Origin of the sequence: Streptomyces sp. NPDC046931 (assembly GCF_040644655.1) — a bacterium.
GTDB lineage: Bacteria > Actinomycetota > Actinomycetes > Streptomycetales > Streptomycetaceae > Streptomyces.
Map to the genome: position 1 here is coordinate 712,837 of NZ_JBEYWX010000001.1, position 15,363 is coordinate 728,199.

At 66.7% G+C, this 15,363-nt stretch carries 27 protein-coding genes; all 27 read right to left on the reverse strand.

The features are described 5' to 3' along the window. Positions 1-42: 42 nt before the first annotated feature. Positions 43-897 (reverse strand): tRNA pseudouridine(38-40) synthase TruA, encoded by an 855-nt coding sequence (truA, locus tag ABZ876_RS03205; RefSeq protein ID WP_361773444.1) that lies wholly within the window; start codon positions 895-897, stop codon positions 43-45. Positions 898-988: 91 nt separating this feature from the next. Then, positions 989-1,501, reverse strand: coding sequence for a 50S ribosomal protein L17 (gene rplQ / locus ABZ876_RS03210; RefSeq protein WP_361773447.1), 513 nt, complete (start codon positions 1,499-1,501; stop codon positions 989-991). Between the two features lie 192 nt (positions 1,502-1,693). Further along, entirely contained in the window at positions 1,694-2,716 is a 1,023-nt protein-coding gene (locus tag ABZ876_RS03215) for a DNA-directed RNA polymerase subunit alpha (RefSeq protein WP_003966937.1), read from the reverse strand. A 142-nt stretch (positions 2,717-2,858) separates the two neighbouring features. Beyond that, on the reverse strand, positions 2,859-3,263 hold the full coding sequence (gene rpsK, locus ABZ876_RS03220; RefSeq protein WP_003956432.1) for a 30S ribosomal protein S11: 405 nt from the start codon (positions 3,261-3,263) through the stop codon (positions 2,859-2,861). A 65-nt stretch (positions 3,264-3,328) separates the two neighbouring features. Next, positions 3,329-3,709, reverse strand: a complete 381-nt coding sequence (rpsM, locus tag ABZ876_RS03225; RefSeq protein WP_217245475.1) for a 30S ribosomal protein S13 — start codon at positions 3,707-3,709, stop codon at positions 3,329-3,331. 189 nt (positions 3,710-3,898) lie between these two features. Continuing rightward, positions 3,899-4,012, reverse strand: coding sequence for a 50S ribosomal protein L36 (gene rpmJ / locus ABZ876_RS03230; RefSeq protein WP_003998809.1), 114 nt, complete (start codon positions 4,010-4,012; stop codon positions 3,899-3,901). Positions 4,013-4,094: 82 nt separating this feature from the next. Then, positions 4,095-4,316, reverse strand: a complete 222-nt coding sequence (gene infA, locus ABZ876_RS03235) for a translation initiation factor IF-1 (protein WP_003948620.1) — start codon at positions 4,314-4,316, stop codon at positions 4,095-4,097. A gap of 141 nt (positions 4,317-4,457) precedes the next feature. Beyond that, positions 4,458-5,294 carry a type I methionyl aminopeptidase gene (gene map, locus ABZ876_RS03240; RefSeq protein WP_361773451.1) on the reverse strand — a complete coding sequence of 279 codons (837 nt, stop codon included), beginning with the start codon at positions 5,292-5,294 and terminating at the stop codon, positions 4,458-4,460. A gap of 148 nt (positions 5,295-5,442) precedes the next feature. Beyond that, positions 5,443-6,105 carry an adenylate kinase gene (locus ABZ876_RS03245; RefSeq protein WP_361773454.1) on the reverse strand — a complete coding sequence of 221 codons (663 nt, stop codon included), beginning with the start codon at positions 6,103-6,105 and terminating at the stop codon, positions 5,443-5,445. Continuing rightward, entirely contained in the window at positions 6,105-7,421 is a 1,317-nt protein-coding gene (secY, locus tag ABZ876_RS03250; RefSeq protein WP_361773457.1) for a preprotein translocase subunit SecY, read from the reverse strand. The genes ABZ876_RS03245 and secY overlap by 1 nt, the downstream gene beginning before the upstream one ends. Before the next feature lie 243 nt (positions 7,422-7,664). Next, the gene (gene rplO, locus ABZ876_RS03255; RefSeq protein WP_030233862.1) at positions 7,665-8,120 is read right to left on the reverse strand and encodes a 50S ribosomal protein L15; all 456 of its coding nucleotides are present in this window, start codon (positions 8,118-8,120) and stop codon (positions 7,665-7,667) included. A 2-nt stretch (positions 8,121-8,122) separates the two neighbouring features. Beyond that, positions 8,123-8,305, reverse strand: coding sequence for a 50S ribosomal protein L30 (gene rpmD / locus ABZ876_RS03260; RefSeq protein ID WP_003998814.1), 183 nt, complete (start codon positions 8,303-8,305; stop codon positions 8,123-8,125). Between the two features lie 2 nt (positions 8,306-8,307). Then, a complete protein-coding gene (gene rpsE / locus ABZ876_RS03265; protein ID WP_189782213.1) occupies positions 8,308-8,913 on the reverse strand; it encodes a 30S ribosomal protein S5 in 606 nt (201 codons plus the stop codon). 36 nt (positions 8,914-8,949) lie between these two features. Then, on the reverse strand, positions 8,950-9,333 hold the full coding sequence (gene rplR / locus ABZ876_RS03270; RefSeq protein WP_067299854.1) for a 50S ribosomal protein L18: 384 nt from the start codon (positions 9,331-9,333) through the stop codon (positions 8,950-8,952). Between the two features lie 3 nt (positions 9,334-9,336). Further along, positions 9,337-9,876: a 50S ribosomal protein L6 gene (rplF, locus tag ABZ876_RS03275; RefSeq protein ID WP_132857212.1), complete on the reverse strand. Its 540-nt coding sequence runs from the start codon at positions 9,874-9,876 to the stop codon at positions 9,337-9,339. Positions 9,877-9,900: 24 nt separating this feature from the next. Then, positions 9,901-10,299: a 30S ribosomal protein S8 gene (gene rpsH, locus ABZ876_RS03280; RefSeq protein WP_007494756.1), complete on the reverse strand. Its 399-nt coding sequence runs from the start codon at positions 10,297-10,299 to the stop codon at positions 9,901-9,903. Between the two features lie 209 nt (positions 10,300-10,508). After that, positions 10,509-10,694, reverse strand: coding sequence for a type Z 30S ribosomal protein S14 (locus tag ABZ876_RS03285; protein ID WP_003948630.1), 186 nt, complete (start codon positions 10,692-10,694; stop codon positions 10,509-10,511). A 5-nt stretch (positions 10,695-10,699) separates the two neighbouring features. Continuing rightward, on the reverse strand, positions 10,700-11,257 hold the full coding sequence (gene rplE / locus ABZ876_RS03290; RefSeq protein ID WP_234513434.1) for a 50S ribosomal protein L5: 558 nt from the start codon (positions 11,255-11,257) through the stop codon (positions 10,700-10,702). Continuing rightward, the gene (rplX, locus tag ABZ876_RS03295) at positions 11,257-11,580 is read right to left on the reverse strand and encodes a 50S ribosomal protein L24 (RefSeq protein WP_361773464.1); all 324 of its coding nucleotides are present in this window, start codon (positions 11,578-11,580) and stop codon (positions 11,257-11,259) included. The genes rplE and rplX overlap by 1 nt, the downstream gene beginning before the upstream one ends. 2 nt (positions 11,581-11,582) lie before the next feature. After that, positions 11,583-11,951 carry a 50S ribosomal protein L14 gene (gene rplN, locus ABZ876_RS03300; RefSeq protein ID WP_003998823.1) on the reverse strand — a complete coding sequence of 123 codons (369 nt, stop codon included), beginning with the start codon at positions 11,949-11,951 and terminating at the stop codon, positions 11,583-11,585. A 96-nt stretch (positions 11,952-12,047) separates the two neighbouring features. Continuing rightward, the gene (gene rpsQ, locus ABZ876_RS03305) at positions 12,048-12,332 is read right to left on the reverse strand and encodes a 30S ribosomal protein S17 (protein WP_004984524.1); all 285 of its coding nucleotides are present in this window, start codon (positions 12,330-12,332) and stop codon (positions 12,048-12,050) included. Then, positions 12,332-12,556, reverse strand: a complete 225-nt coding sequence (gene rpmC, locus ABZ876_RS03310) for a 50S ribosomal protein L29 (protein WP_018564811.1) — start codon at positions 12,554-12,556, stop codon at positions 12,332-12,334. Before rpmC ends, rpsQ begins: the two co-directional genes overlap by 1 nt. Further along, on the reverse strand, positions 12,556-12,975 hold the full coding sequence (gene rplP, locus ABZ876_RS03315; RefSeq protein WP_103837549.1) for a 50S ribosomal protein L16: 420 nt from the start codon (positions 12,973-12,975) through the stop codon (positions 12,556-12,558). The genes rpmC and rplP overlap by 1 nt, the downstream gene beginning before the upstream one ends. Positions 12,976-12,980: 5 nt before the next feature. After that, positions 12,981-13,802, reverse strand: a complete 822-nt coding sequence (gene rpsC, locus ABZ876_RS03320) for a 30S ribosomal protein S3 (protein ID WP_003998826.1) — start codon at positions 13,800-13,802, stop codon at positions 12,981-12,983. Continuing rightward, a complete protein-coding gene (gene rplV / locus ABZ876_RS03325; protein WP_039656230.1) occupies positions 13,802-14,149 on the reverse strand; it encodes a 50S ribosomal protein L22 in 348 nt (115 codons plus the stop codon). The genes rpsC and rplV overlap by 1 nt, the downstream gene beginning before the upstream one ends. Positions 14,150-14,194: 45 nt before the next feature. Continuing rightward, positions 14,195-14,476, reverse strand: coding sequence for a 30S ribosomal protein S19 (gene rpsS, locus ABZ876_RS03330; RefSeq protein WP_053759516.1), 282 nt, complete (start codon positions 14,474-14,476; stop codon positions 14,195-14,197). A 12-nt stretch (positions 14,477-14,488) separates the two neighbouring features. Continuing rightward, positions 14,489-15,325, reverse strand: coding sequence for a 50S ribosomal protein L2 (rplB, locus tag ABZ876_RS03335; RefSeq protein ID WP_361653477.1), 837 nt, complete (start codon positions 15,323-15,325; stop codon positions 14,489-14,491). Between the last annotated feature and the right edge of the window lie 38 nt (positions 15,326-15,363).

Here is a 15,363-nt window from a genome sequence, read left to right on the forward strand (position 1 = left end):
CGACACGGCTCCGGCCGGTGGCGCCACGGACGCTGCCGGGGCTCAGCAGCAGCCCGCCCCCGGCAGCGTCCGCCTGTTCCGCGCCTCCTTGTTCCGCGCGGCGAGCAGCTCGTCGGCCGGGTAGCCGACCTCCTCCAGCGTGAGCCCGTGCGGCCGTACGACATGCACCGCCGAGTCCCTTACCCGGGCGGCCAGCACCTTCGCGGGCCAGTCGGCCGGGCGGTGCCCGTCCCCCACGAACAGCAGCGCCCCGATCAGCGAGCGCACCATGTTGTGACAGAACGCGTCCGCGCGCACCGTGGCGGTGACGATCCCGTCCTCGCCCCGCACCAGGCTCAGCTCCTGGAGGGTGCGGATGGTGGTCGCACCCTCGCGCTTCTTGCAGTAGGCGGCGAAGTCGTGCTCCCCGAGGAGCCCCCGGGCCGCCTCGTTCATGGCGTCCACGTCGAGCGGCCAGTCGTGCCAGAGGACATGGCCCCGCAGGAGCGGATCCACACCGCCGGGGTTGTCGGTGACCCGGTAGGCGTAGCGCCGCCAGACGGCGGAGAAACGGGCGTTGAAGCCGCTGGGCGCCTCCCGTAGGGCCCAGACCCGCACGTCCTTGGGCAGGCGCCCCGCGAGCCGCTTCAAGAGCTTCCCGCGGTGCTCGCCCCAGACCTCCAAGGGCAGATCGACATGGGCCACCTGACCACGGGCGTGCACCCCGGCGTCGGTCCGCCCGGCGACGGTCAGCTCGTATGTCTCCCGGGACCGTGTGACCGTCCGCAGCGCGTCCTCGATCTCCCCCTGCACGGTCCGCCTGCCGCCGGCCTGCTTGGCCCAGCCGTGGAAGCCGGTGCCGTCGTAGGACAGGTCGAGACGCACGCGGGCATGCCCGGTCTGTACTTCGTCACTCACTCCTGGATCCTCGCTCACTCCCGGATCCTCTCAGGTACGCGAAAGCGGGCCCGCCCGGCGAAGGGCGGACCCGCTCAGGCGAGGGTGGACCTCAGGCGTCCTTCGACTCCTCGGCCGGAGACTCGGCGGCCTCGTCCGCGGCCGGAGCCGCGTCCTCGACCTTGGTCTCCTCGGCCTTGGTCTCGGCCTCCTTGACGGCGCGCTTGGTCGCCGCCTCGGCCTCGCCGACCGCCTTCTGCTGCACCGTCAGCGCCTCGACCAGCTCGATCACGGCCATGGGCGCGTTGTCGCCACGGCGGTTACCGATCTTGGTGATGCGGGTGTAGCCACCCGGACGGTTCTCGTAGCGCGGGCCGATCTCGGTGAAGAGCGTGTGGACGACGCTCTTGTCCGTGATGACCTGGAGCACCTGACGGCGGTTGTGAAGGTCGCCCTTCTTCGCCTTGGTGACCAGACGCTCGGCATACGGACGCAGCTTGCGCGCCTTCGCCTCGGTGGTGGTGATACGGCCGTGCTCGAAGAGCGCCTTCGCGAGGTTCGCGAGGATGATCTTCTCGTGCGCGGCGCTGCCGCCCATACGGGCGCCCTTGGTGGGCCTCGGCATCGTGTTTCTCCTAGGTGTCTGCCCCGGCCGTGTCAGGTACCGGAGTCAGTATCCGAGCGGGCGGTCGCCCGTCGGAGATCCAGGCCCCCGAAGGGACCTGGAAGGGCTGCGGAGCCGCATATGCGGCTCCGCGGTCACGGGCCGACCAGTCGCGGTCGGCCCGTGGACGCAGTACGGCTCCCTGCGGAGCGCTCAGTACTGCTCGGTCTCGACGAACCCGGCGTCCGCGTCGTCGTCCGCGCCGAAGGCGTCGGCGGCGGCGGTCGGGTCGAATCCGGGCGGGCTGTCCTTCAGGGCCAGGCCCATGCCGGCCAGCTTCGCCTTGACCTCGTCGATGGACTTCGCACCGAAGTTGCGGATGTCCAGCAGGTCGGCCTCCGAGCGGGCGACGAGCTCACCCACGGAGTGGATGCCCTCACGCTTGAGGCAGTTGTAGGAGCGGACCGTGAGCTCCAGCTCCTCGATCGGCAGCGCCAGGTCGGCCGCCAGGGCGGCGTCCGTCGGGGACGGGCCCATGTCGATGCCCTCGGCGTCGATGTTCAGCTCGCGGGCGAGGCCGAACAGCTCGACCAGGGTCTTGCCGGCCGACGCCATGGCGTCACGCGGACGCATGGCCTGCTTGGTCTCGACGTCGACGATCAGCTTGTCGAAGTCGGTGCGCTGCTCGACACGGGTCGCCTCGACCTTGTAGGTGACCTTGAGAACCGGCGAGTAGATCGAGTCGACCGGGATACGGCCGATCTCCTGGCCCACCTGCTTGTTCTGCACGGCGGAGACGTAACCGCGACCGCGCTCGACGGTCAGCTCCATCTCCAGCTTGCCCTTGCCGTTGAGCGTGGCGAGGACGAGGTCGGGGTTGTGCACCTCGACACCGGCCGGGGGCGCGATGTCGGCGGCGGTGACGAGACCCGGGCCCTGCTTGCGCAGGTACATCACGACCGGCTCGTCGTGCTCCGAGGAGACGACCAGCTGCTTGATGTTGAGGATCAGGTCGGTGACGTCCTCCTTGACGCCCGGCACGGTGGTGAACTCGTGCAGAACGCCGTCGATGCGGATGGACGTGACCGCCGCACCCGGGATCGAGGAGAGGAGCGTACGACGCAGGGAGTTGCCGAGGGTGTAGCCGAAGCCCGGCTCCAGCGGCTCGATCACGAACCGGGAGCGGAACTCGTCGACGACCTCTTCGGTCAACGAGGGACGCTGAGCGATCAGCATGTGTGGATCAGATCCTTCAGTCGTGGGCGCCCGCTATATGACACCCGACGGAGTCCACGCCCGAAAGGCGCGGGGTACTGCAAGGGTACGGGCGGCACGGCCGAAAGGGGCCGTGCCGCCCGGAAACCGCAGCCTCGAAGCGTCAGACGCGGCGACGCTTCGGGGGACGGCAGCCGTTGTGCGGGGTCGGGGTGACGTCCTGGATGGAGCCGACCTCGAGGCCCGTGGCCTGCAGGGAGCGGATCGCGGTCTCACGACCGGAACCCGGGCCCTTCACGAACACGTCGACCTTGCGCATGCCGTGCTCCTGGGCGCGGCGGGCAGCCGACTCGGCGGCCATCTGCGCGGCGAACGGCGTGGACTTCCGGGAGCCCTTGAAGCCGACGTGGCCGGCCGAGGCCCAGGAGATCACGTTGCCGGACGGGTCCGTGATCGAGACGATCGTGTTGTTGAACGTGCTCTTGATGTGCGCGTGGCCGTGAGCGACGTTCTTCTTTTCCTTGCGGCGCACCTTCTTGGCAGCGCCCTGACGTCCCTTGGGGGGCATCTACTAACTCCTACGGGAGGTGGTCGGTCCTACAGCGAAGACCGTGGACAGGTGTCCGCTGCGGACTACTTCTTGCCCGGCTTCTTCTTGCCGGCGATGGCGCGACGCGGGCCCTTGCGGGTGCGAGCGTTGGTGCTGGTGCGCTGACCGCGGACGGGCAGACCGCGGCGGTGCCGCAGACCCTGGTACGTGCCGATCTCGACCTTGCGGCGGATGTCGGCCTGGATCTCACGACGGAGGTCACCCTCGGTCCTGATGTTGTTGTCGACGTACTCGCGGATCGCGACGAGCTGCTCCTCGGAGAGGTCGCGAACGCGGGTGTTCGGGTCGACGCCAGTGGCTGCCAGCGTCTGCTGCGAAAGGGTCCGGCCGATGCCGAACACATAGGTGAGGGCGATCTCCACACGCTTTTCGCGCGGGATGTCAACACCGGAAACGCGTGCCATTCAATGGCTCCAGTTGATCTTCGGAGGTCTTCCGCAGGACCGGCTCCCAGCCGCCGTACTAGGTACGAACTGGGTCCCCGGCCTCCGAACCGGGGGTGTCGAGCCATATGGCTCGGGCCCTGCGTATGAACTATTCAGCTTGCGTCGCGTGAATCTCTGCGAACCGAATGCAGAGGGTGCGGTCGTGCGTCAGCCCTGGCGCTGCTTGTGGCGCGGGTTCTCGCAGATGACCATGACCCGGCCGTGACGGCGGATCACCCTGCACTTGTCGCAGATCTTCTTGACGCTCGGCTTGACCTTCATGGGATGTGAGGTTCTCCGGGTCAGTGCCACCACCCCGCGTGAGCGGGATGCGAACCCCGCGAACGCGGGATACGGGCAAGATCTACTTGTAGCGGTAGACGATCCGGCCACGCGTCAGGTCGTACGGAGACAGCTCCACCACGACCCGGTCGTCAGGGAGGATGCGGATGTAGTGCATACGCATCTTGCCGCTGATGTGTGCCAGGACCTGGTGGCCGTTCTGGAGCTCGACCTTGAACATGGCGTTCGGCAGAGACTCGACGACAGTGCCCTCGATCTCAATGGCACCTTGCTTCTTGGCCACGCTTCGCCCTTCGAATCGACTACCTTGATCGACTCCGTACGAGCGCATGCGGGCATGCGAGTGCACGAGAGCCGACGAGTCAGTCTACGTCAGCGCACCCGGAAACACGAATCGAGAAAGTCTGCCCCACAGTGAAGATCATTATGCGACAGGGTCGGGGGCGACGGTGACGCCGTACTCCGCCAGCTTGGCCTTGCCGCCGTCGGGGGCCGTGAGCACCAGGGGGCCCTGCTCCGTCAGGGCGACGGAGTGCTCCCAGTGGGACGACCACGTACCGTCCGTGGTGATGACGGTCCAGTCGTCCTCGAGGACCTTTGTCCTCGGGGTTCCGAGCGACACCATCGGCTCGATGGCCAGGCAGAAGCCGGGCACCAGCTTCGGGCCCTTGCCGCGCCGCCGGTCGACGTAGTTCAGCAGGTGCGGGTCCATGTGCATCTCGGTGCCGATGCCGTGCCCGCCGTAGTCCTCGATGATCCCGTATCGCCCGCCACCCGGCTTGGGCTGCCGGCGGATGTACGTCTCGATCGCCCGGGAGACGTCCACGAGCCGGTGCCCCTGCTTCACGGCCGCGATCCCGGCCCACATGGACTCCTCGGTCACCCGGGACAGCTCGACCAGCTCAGGGGCGTGACCGGAACCCACGAACGCGGTGAAGGCCGCATCCCCGTGCCAGCCGTCCACGATCGCGCCCGCGTCGATGGAGATGATGTCGCCGTCCTTGAGGACCACCTCGTCGGAGGGGATGCCGTGGACGACCACCTCGTTCACCGAGGTGCAGATGGTCGCGGGAAACCCTCCGTAGCCCAGGAAGTTCGACTTCGCCCCGTGCTCGGCGAGGACCTTGCGAGCCACCTCGTCCAGGTCCTTCGTCGTGGCGCCCGGCACCGCCGCCTCACGGGTGGCCGCATGCACGGCGGCTACGACCAGCCCCGCCTCACGCATCTTGGCGATCTGCTCGGGGGTCTTGATCTGCACCATGAGGGCTGCGGCCTTTCTGACCGGGAGAACGGATACCTTCAACCATACGGGGCTGGGTCATCCAGCCCCTGCGGCCCCTGAGGAGCACCGCCCACAGATCGGCCGCGGTCCCCCGGCAGGGGAACCGCGGCCGTGGCGGCGACGAAGGCTACTTGTCGCCGGCCTTCTGCTTGAGCGCCTCCATGGCGCGCCGGGTGACCTCTTCCACCTTGCCGAGGGCCGGGATGGTGACCACCAGGTCCTGGGCCTTGTAGTAGTCGATGATCGGCTCGGTCTGCGTGTGGTAGACCTCCAGCCGCTTGCGGACGGTCTCCTCGGAGTCGTCGTCGCGCTGGTACAGCTCGCCGCCGCAGATGTCGCAGACGCCCTCCTGCTTCGGCGCCTTGTACGTCTCGTGGAAGACGTGCGCCGACTCATTGCGGCAGACGCGGCGGCCCGCGATGCGCTTGACGACCTCCTCCTCGGGAACCTCGAGGTCGAGGACCGAGTCGAGCTTCATGCCCTCGGTCTTGAGCATGTCGTCCAGCGCCTCGGCCTGCTGCACGTTGCGAGGGAAGCCGTCCAGCAGGAAGCCGTTCCCCGCGTCGGGCTGCTCCATACGGTCCTTGGCCATCGCGATGGTGACCTCGTCCGGGACCAGTTCGCCCTTGTCCATGTAGGACTTCGCCAGCTTGCCGAGTTCCGTCTGCTGGCTGATGTTGGCGCGGAACAGGTCGCCCGTGGAGATGTGCGGGATCGACAGGTTCTTGGCGAGGAACGCGGCCTGCGTTCCCTTACCGGCACCGGGCGGCCCGACGAGGACGATTCGCATCAGCGGAGGAACCCTTCGTAATTGCGCTGCTGAAGCTGGCTCTCGATCTGCTTCACCGTCTCGAGACCGACACCCACGATGATCAGGATGCTGGTCCCACCGAACGGGAAGTTCTGGCTAGCCCCGAAGCCAACCAACGCCATTGTCGGTACGAGAGCAATCAGACCCAGGTACAGCGAACCCGGCCAGGTGATCCGGTTGAGCACGTACGACAGGTACTCAGCGGTGGGCCGACCGGCCCGGATGCCCGGGATGAAGCCACCATACTTCTTCATGTTGTCCGCGACTTCCTCGGGGTTGAAGGAGATCGCCACGTAGAAGAACGCGAAGAACACGATGAGCAAGAAGTACAAAGTGATGTAAAGCGGGTGGTCGCCCTTCGTCAGGTTGTCGTTGATCCAGCGCTTCCAGTCGGAATTGCCCCCCGCGAACTGGGCCACCAGCGCCGGGATGTAGAGCAACGACGACGCGAAGATGACAGGAATCACACCCGCCTGGTTCACCTTCAGCGGGATGTATGTGGACGTACCGCCGTAGGAGCGGCGGCCGATCATGCGCTTCGCGTACTGGACGGGGATGCGCCGCTGCGCCTGCTCGACGAAGACCACCAGGCCGACCATGACCAGGCCGACGAGGATGACCGTGCCGAACTCGATCCAGCCGCCGGCCAGGGTGCCCTGCTTCTTGATGGCCCACAGCGCGGACGGGAAGGTCGCGGCGATCGAGATGAACATCAGGATCGACATGCCGTTGCCGATGCCGCGGTCGGTGATCAGCTCACCGAGCCACATGACGACGGCCGTACCGGCGGTCATGCAGATGACCATCGTGATGGTGGTGAAGATCGACTGGTCCGGGACGATCTGGGTCGCCACCGGGCAGCCGTTGAACAGCGCACCGCTGCGGGCGGTGGCCACCAGACCGGTGCCCTGGAGGATCGCCAGCGCCACCGTCAGGTAACGCGTGTACTGCGTGATCTTCGCCGTACCCGCCTGGCCCTCCTTCTTCAGGGCCTCCAGGCGGGGGATGACCACGGTCAGCAGCTGGAGAATGATGCTCGCCGTGATGTACGGCATGATGCCCAGCGCGAAGACCGTGATCTGCAGCAGCGCTCCGCCGCTGAACATGTTGACCAGGCCGAACAGGCTCTGGTTGCCCTTGTTGGCCACGTCGATACAGGTCTGGACGCTCTTGTAGTCGACGCCGGGGATCGGGATGTGCGTACCGACCCGGTACACCACGATGATCGCGAGCGTGAAGAGCAGCTTCTTGCGCAGGTCGGGCGTCCTGAACGCCCGGGCGAACGCGGTGAGCACGGTGCCTCCTGCGACCCCCGCGCAACTGCGTCAAGGGTGACGGTCTTGAGATTCCGACTGGACAACGACATGAGAACGATCGACTGCCGCCCAGAGTGCCCGTACTGCGGCACCCTGTGAAAGTTGGCAGTGCAGGCCACCTTACCGGCGAGACTGCCCCCCTTGGAACGACCAACCGGGGATACCCCTTATGTGGGATATCCCCGGTCGGGATCGTTCAGGTCATCGAGACGCCCGAAAAATTCAGACGAGTTCGGTGACGGTACCGCCGGCGGCGGTGATCTTCTCCTTGGCGGAGCCGGAGACGGCGTCGACCGTCACCTGCAGCGCCACGGAGACCTCGCCCTGGCCGAGGACCTTGACGAGCGCGTTCTTGCGAACGGCACCCTTGGCCACCAGACCCTCGACGGTGACCTCGCCACCCTCGGGGTAGAGCGCGGCCAGCTTGTCGAGGTTCACGACCTGGTACTCGGTCTTGAAGGGGTTCTTGAAGCCCTTCAGCTTCGGGAGGCGCATGTGCAGCGGCATCTGGCCGCCCTCGAAGCGCTCCGGAACCTGGTAGCGGGCCTTGGTGCCCTTGGTACCACGACCGGCCGTCTTACCCTTCGACGCCTCACCACGACCCACACGGGTCTTGGCGGTCTTGGCGCCGGGGGCGGGACGAAGGTTGTGGATCTTGAGCGGGTTCTGCTCCGCCATGATCAGTCGACCTCCTCGACCGTCACGAGGTGGCGGACGGTGTGCACCATGCCGCGGAACTCGGGGCGGTCCTCCTTGACGACCACGGTGTTGATCCCCTTGAGACCAAGCGACCGCAGGGTGTCACGGTGGTTCTGCTTGCTGCCGATGTAGGACTTGACCTGCGTGATCTTGAGCTGCGCCATGATTACGCACCCGCCCCGGCACGCGCACGCAGAAGAGCCGCGGGCGCGATGTCCTCGAGCGGCAGACCGCGGCGGGCCGCGATCTCCTCGGGACGCTGCAGGCCCTTCAGGGCCTCCACGGTCGCGTGCACGATGTTGATGGCGTTGTCGGAGCCGAGCGACTTCGACAGCACGTCGTGGATACCGGCGCACTCGAGCACGGCGCGCACCGGACCACCGGCGATGACACCGGTACCGGGCGACGCGGGCTTGAGCAGCACAACGCCGGCAGCCTTCTCACCCTGGATCGGGTGCGGGATGGTGCCCTGGATCCGGGGGACCTTGAAGAAGTGCTTCTTGGCCTCCTCAACGCCCTTGGCGATGGCGGCCGGCACCTCCTTGGCCTTGCCGTATCCGACACCCACGGTGCCGTCACCGTCGCCCACCACGACCAGCGCGGTGAAGCTGAAGCGACGACCACCCTTCACAACCTTGGCGACGCGGTTGATCGCGACGACGCGCTCAACGTACGCGGTCTTCTCGGCGGCAGCTGCGCCGCCGTCACGGCCCTTCCGGTCCCGCCGCTCGCCGCCACCGGCACCGCCACCGCGGCGCTGGGGTCCAGCCATTGGATTACCTCTCTCTTTCCGCTAGCTACAAGCGGCTCAGAACTTGAGCCCGGCTTCGCGGGCGGCGTCCGCCAGGGCGGCGATGCGCCCGGCGTACTGGTTGCCACCACGGTCGAACACGACAGCCTCGACACCGGCGGCCTTGGCACGCTCGGCGACCAGGGCGCCGACCTGCTTGGCCTGCGAGGACTTGTCGCCCTCGCCACCGCGGACCGACGCGTCCAGAGTGGACGCGGAAGCCAGGGTGTGGCCCTTGAGGTCGTCGATCACCTGCGCCACGATGTGGCGGTTGGAGCGGGTCACGACCAGACGGGGACGCTCCGCCGTACCGGCGATCCGCTTGCGGATCCGGATGTGACGGCGCTTGATCGCGGCGCGCTTGTAGGCGTCGCCCTTGAGGATCTTCTGCCCGTATGCCATGGCTTACTTACCCGCCTTTCCGACCTTGCGGCGGATGACTTCGCCCTCGTACTTGACGCCCTTGGCCTTGTACGGGTCAGGCTTGCGCAGCTTGCGGATGTTGGCCGCAACCTCGCCGACCTTCTGCTTGTCGATGCCCTCGACCTGGAAGCGGGTCGGGGTCTCCACCTTGAAGGTGATGCCCTCGGGCGCCTCGACGGTGATCGGGTGGCTGTAGCCGAGAGCGAACTCGAGGTTCGAACCCTTGGCCTGCACGCGGTAACCGACACCGCTGATCTCGAGCTTCTTCACGTAACCCTGGGTCACGCCGGTGATCATGTTCGCCACCAGCGTGCGGGACAGGCCGTGGAGGGCCTTGTTCTGACGCTCGTCGTTGGGGCGGGTGACGTTGAGAACGCCGTCCTCACCCTTGGCGATGTCGATCGGCGCGACGATGGTGTGGGTCAGCGTGCCCTTGGGGCCCTTGACCGAGACCGTACGGCCGTCGATGGTGACGTCCACGCCGGCGGGAACCGTGATGGGGAGCTTGCCAATACGCGACATAGCTGTTTCCTCCGTTCCCTTCCGCTACCAGACGTAGGCGAGGACTTCCCCACCCACGCCCTTCTTGCCGGCCTGCTTGTCGGTGAGGAGCCCGTGCGACGTGGAGATGATCGCCACGCCGAGGCCGCCGAGCACCTTCGGCAGGTTGGTGGACTTCGCGTACACCCGGAGACCGGGCTTGGAGATCCGCTTGATGCCCGCGATGGAGCGCTCACGGTTCGGGCCGAACTTCAGCTCGAGGACGAGGTTCTTGCCGACCTCGGCGTCCTCGATCTTCCAGCCCGTGATGAAGCCCTCCTGCTGGAGGATCTCCGCGATGTGCGACTTGATCTTCGATGCCGGCATCGTCACGGAGTCGTGGTATGCCGAGTTCGCGTTACGCAGACGCGTAAGCATGTCTGCGATCGGATCAGTCATGGTCATGAATTGGCCTTCGGCCTCTCTCGCCGGGGTTTCCTGGTGCGCCATCCCTCTCCCCGATCCGAGACGGGACGGGTGCGGCGCGGTGGACCTACGGCGTAGTAAGTCGTACGGGCGGCAGACGCCCAACCCCACAAGCCTAAGGCATGTGAGGTGGGCCGCCTGCCGACCCAGATGCTTACCGAGAGCCCGGTATCAACCCAACTGGGCTGTTACCAGGAGCTCTTGGTCACGCCCGGCAGCTCGCCACGGTGAGCCATCTCACGAAGGCACACGCGGCACAGGCCGAACTTGCGGTACACGGAATGCGGACGGCCGCAGCGCTGGCAGCGCGTGTAGCCACGCACACCGAACTTGGGCTTGCGAGCAGCCTTAGCGATCAGAGCCTTCTTCGCCATCTCGCTCACGCCTCCTTGAACGGGAAGCCGAGGTGACGAAGGAGCGCACGGCCCTCAGCGTCGTTGGTCGCCGTGGTGACCACGGTGATGTCCATACCCCGGACGCGGTCGATCTTGTCCTGGTCGATCTCGTGGAACATGACCTGCTCGGTGAGACCGAAGGTGTAGTTGCCACGGCCGTCGAACTGCTTGGGGGACAGGCCGCGGAAGTCGCGGATGCGCGGCAGCGCGAGCGACAGGGTGCGGTCCAGGAACTCCCACATGCGGTCGCCACGGAGCGTGACGTGGGCACCGATCGGCTGACCCTCACGCAGCTTGAACTGCGCGATGGACTTGCGGGCCTTGGTGACGGCCGGCTTCTGACCGGTGATCGTGGTGAGGTCGCGGATGGCGCCCTCGATCAGCTTGGAGTCGCGGGCGGCGTCGCCCACACCCATGTTGACCACGATCTTGACGAGGCCCGGAATCTGCATGACGTTCTCGTACTTGAACTCGTCACGCAGCTTGGGGGCGATCTCGTCGCGGTACTTCTGCTTCAGACGCGGATTGGTGGTGGTAGTCATCAGATGTCCTCACCCGTCCGCTTGGCAACGCGGATCTTGTTGCCGTTCTCGTCGAAGCGGTAGCCGACACGCGTGACGACCTTCTGACCGTCCTTCTCCACGACCAGCTGAACGTTGGACACGTGGATCGGGGCCTCGGTGGTCACGATGCCGCCGGCCTGGGAGCCGCCGGCGGTCGGGCCGGCCTTGGTGTGCTTCTTGACCCGGTTGACACCCTCGACCAGGACACGCTCATCGCGCGGGTAAGCGGCAATGACCTTGCCCTGCTTGCCCTTGTCCTTGCCGGTGATGACCTGGACCAGGTCGCCCTTCTTGATCTTCATGCTTACAGCACCTCCGGAGCCAGCGAGATGATCTTCATGAACTTCTTCTCGCGCAGCTCACGCCCGACCGGGCCGAAGATGCGGGTGCCGCGAGGGTCGCCGTCGTTCTTCAGAATGACGGCGGCGTTCTCGTCGAAGCGGATGTACGAGCCGTCCGGACGGCGGCGCTCCTTGACGGTGCGAACGATGACCGCCTTGACGACGTCACCCTTCTTCACGTTGCCACCGGGGATCGCGTCCTTGACGGTGGCGACGATGACGTCACCGATGCCCGCGTAGCGGCGACCGGAGCCACCGAGCACACGGATGCAAAGGATCTCCTTGGCACCAGTGTTGTCGGCGACACGCAGTCGCGACTCCTGCTGGATCACGTCTATCTCCTGTTTGTCTGCCGGTTCCCCGGGGGCCGCCTCTCAGCGGCCCCCGGAGCCTGGCGGAACTGTCCTGCGGGTTTGCCCGCAGGAGAATTACTTGGCCTTCTCGAGGATCTCGACGACGCGCCAGCGCTTGGTCGCGGACAGCGGCCGGGTCTCCATCAGGAGGACACGGTCGCCGACACCCGCGGCGTTCTGCTCGTCGTGCGCCTTGAGCTTGTTCGTACGGCGGATGACCTTGCCGTACAGCGCGTGCTTGACGCGGTCCTCGACGGCGACGACGACGGTCTTGTCCATCTTGTCGCTGACGACGAGACCCTCGCGGGTCTTGCGGAAGCCGCGCGCCTCAGTGTTCTCAGTCACGTTGTTCTCGCTCATCAGGCGTTCTCCACCGTTTCGATGCCCAGCTCACGCTCGCGCATCAGGGTGTAGATCCGCGCGATGTCCTTGCGGACCGCCTTCAGACGGCCGTGGTTCTCGAGCTGGCCCGTCGCCGCCTGGAAGCGGAGGTTGAACAGCTCTTCCTTGGCCTCGCGGAGCTTGCCCAGAAGCTCCTCGTTGCCCAGTTCGCGCAGCTCGGACGCCTTGGTACCGGCCGACATCACGCTTCACCTGCCTCGCGCTTGACGATCCGGCACTTCATCGGCAGCTTGTGGGCCGCACGGGTCAGCGCCTCACGGGCGATCTTCTCGTTCGGGTAGGACAGCTCGAACATCACCCGACCGGGCTTGACGTTCGCGATCCACCACTCCGGCGAACCCTTACCGGAACCCATGCGGGTCTCGGCGGGCTTCTTGGTCAGCGGGCGGTCCGGGTAGATGTTGATCCAGACCTTGCCGCCACGCTTGATGTGACGGGTCATGGCGATACGAGCCGCCTCGATCTGGCGGTTCGTCACGTACGCCGGGGTCAGCGCCTGGATGCCGTACTCGCCGAACGCAACCGTCGTGCCACCCTTGGCAGCGCCATCGCGCTTCGGGTGGTGCTGCTTGCGGTGCTTGACCCTACGGGGGATCAGCATGTCGGTCAGGCCTCCGTTCCGGTGCTCTCAGCCGGAGCGGACGCGGGAGCCTCGGCCTTGGGGGCCTCGGCGCCGGCAGCCTGCTGCGGCTTGCGACCGCGCCGCTCGCCACCGCGGCCACCACGGGCCGGGCGGTCGGCGCCACCGCGGGCCGGGCGGTTACCCGCACGGGCGGCAGCGTTCTCGGCGCGGACCTCGGCGATGTTCTTGACGTCGCCCTTGTAGATCCAGACCTTCACACCGATGCGGCCGAAGGTCGTCTTGGCCTCGAAGAAGCCGTAGTCCACGTTCGCGCGGAGCGTGTGCAGGGGCACACGGCCCTCGCGGTAGAACTCCGAGCGGGACATCTCGGCGCCGCCGAGGCGGCCACCGCACTGGATCTTGATGCCCTTGGCGCCCGCCTTCATCGCCGACTGCATGCTCTTACGCATGGCGCGGCGGAAGGAGACGCGGGAGGAGAGCTGCTCGGCAACGGCCTGGGCCACGAGCTGAGCGTCGGTCTCGGGGTTCTTGACCTCGAGGATGTTCAGCTGGACCTGCTTGCCCGTGAGCTTCTCGAGGTCGCCGCGGATGCGGTCGGCCTCGGCGCCACGGCGGCCGATGACGATGCCCGGACGCGCGGTGTGGATGTCCACGCGAACGCGGTCACGGGTGCGCTCGATCTCCACCTTGGAGATGCCGGCGCGCTCCATGCCGGACGTCATCATCCGACGGATGGCGACGTCTTCCTTGACGTAGTCCTTGTACAGCTTGTCGGCGTACCAACGCGACTTGAAGTCGGTCGTGACACCGAGCCGGAACCCATGCGGGTTTACCTTCTGGCCCATTACCGGGTTCCTTCCTTGCTGCTGACGACCACGGTGATGTGGCTGGTCCGCTTGCGGATCCGGTAGGCACGGCCCTGGGCACGCGGACGGAACCGCTTCAGGGTCGGGCCCTCGTCGACGTAGGCCTCGGAAACGACGAGGCTGTCGACATCGGTGTGGTCGTAGTTGTGCGCGGCGTTGGCAATGGCGCTGTCGAGCACCTTGCCGACCGGTACCGAGGCTGCCTGCGGAGCGAATCGCAGAACAGCCTGGGCCTCCGTGGCGTCCATGCCACGGATGAGGTCCACCACACGGCGGGCCTTCATGGGCGTGACGCGGATGTACCGCGCCTGGGCCCTGGCTTCCATGGTTGTCCCTTCAGAGTTACTTACGTGTCTGAATGCGATCCGCGGTTAGCGGCGCTTCGACTTCCTGTCGTCCTTGACGTGACCCCGGAAGGTGCGCGTCGGCGAGAACTCGCCGAGCTTGTGGCCGACCATCGACTCGGTGACGAACACCGGGATGTGGGTCTTGCCGTTGTGCACCGCCAGCGTGTGACCCAGCATGGCCGGGACGATCATCGAGCGGCGGGACCAGGTCTTGATGACGTTCTTGGTGCCGGCTTCGTTCTGGGCGTCCACCTTCTTCATGAGGTGGTCGTCGACGAAGGGCCCCTTCTTCAGGCTACGAGGCATCTCAACCCGTCCTTAGCGCTTCTTGTTCGTCTTGCGGCGGCGGACGATGTACTTGTTGCTCGCCTTCTTGGCGGAACGAGTACGGCCTTCCTTCTGACCCCACGGGGACACCGGGTGGCGGCCACCGGAGGTACGACCCTCACCACCACCGTGCGGGTGGTCGACAGGGTTCATGACCACACCACGCACGGTCGGGCGGACGCCCAGCCAGCGCTTGCGGCCGGCCTTGCCCCAGTTGATGTTGCTCTGCTCGGCGTTGCCGACCTCGCCGACGGTGGCGCGGCAGCGGACGTCGACCAGGCGGATCTCGCCGGACGGCATGCGCAGGTGGGCGTAGGCGCCCTCCTTCGCGAGCAGCTGCACGGAGGCACCGGCCGAGCGGGCGAACTTGGCGCCGCCGCCCGGACGCAGCTCGATGGCGTGCAGGGTCGTACCGACCGGGATGTTGCGCAGGGCAAGGTTGTTGCCCGGCTTGATGTCGGCCCCGGGACCGTTCTCGACGCGGTCGCCCTGGTTCAGGCCACGCGGCGCGAGGATGTAGCGCTTCTCGCCGTCCGCGTAGTGCAGGAGCGCGATGCGCGCGGTGCGGTTGGGGTCGTACTCGATGTGCGCGACCTTCGCCGGCACGCCGTCCTTGTCGTGACGACGGAAGTCGATCACGCGGTAGGCGCGCTTGTGTCCGCCACCCTGGTGGCGAACGGTCACACGACCGGCGTTGTTACGGCCGCCCTTGCTGTGCAGGGGACGGACCAGCGACTTCTCCGGCGTGGACCGCGTGACCTCGACGAAGTCGGCGACGCTGGCGCCACGACGGCCCGGCGTAGTCGGCTTGTACTTGCGGATTCCCATTTCTCAGTCCTCGTCCGATATCGGACGATCCGACCCGC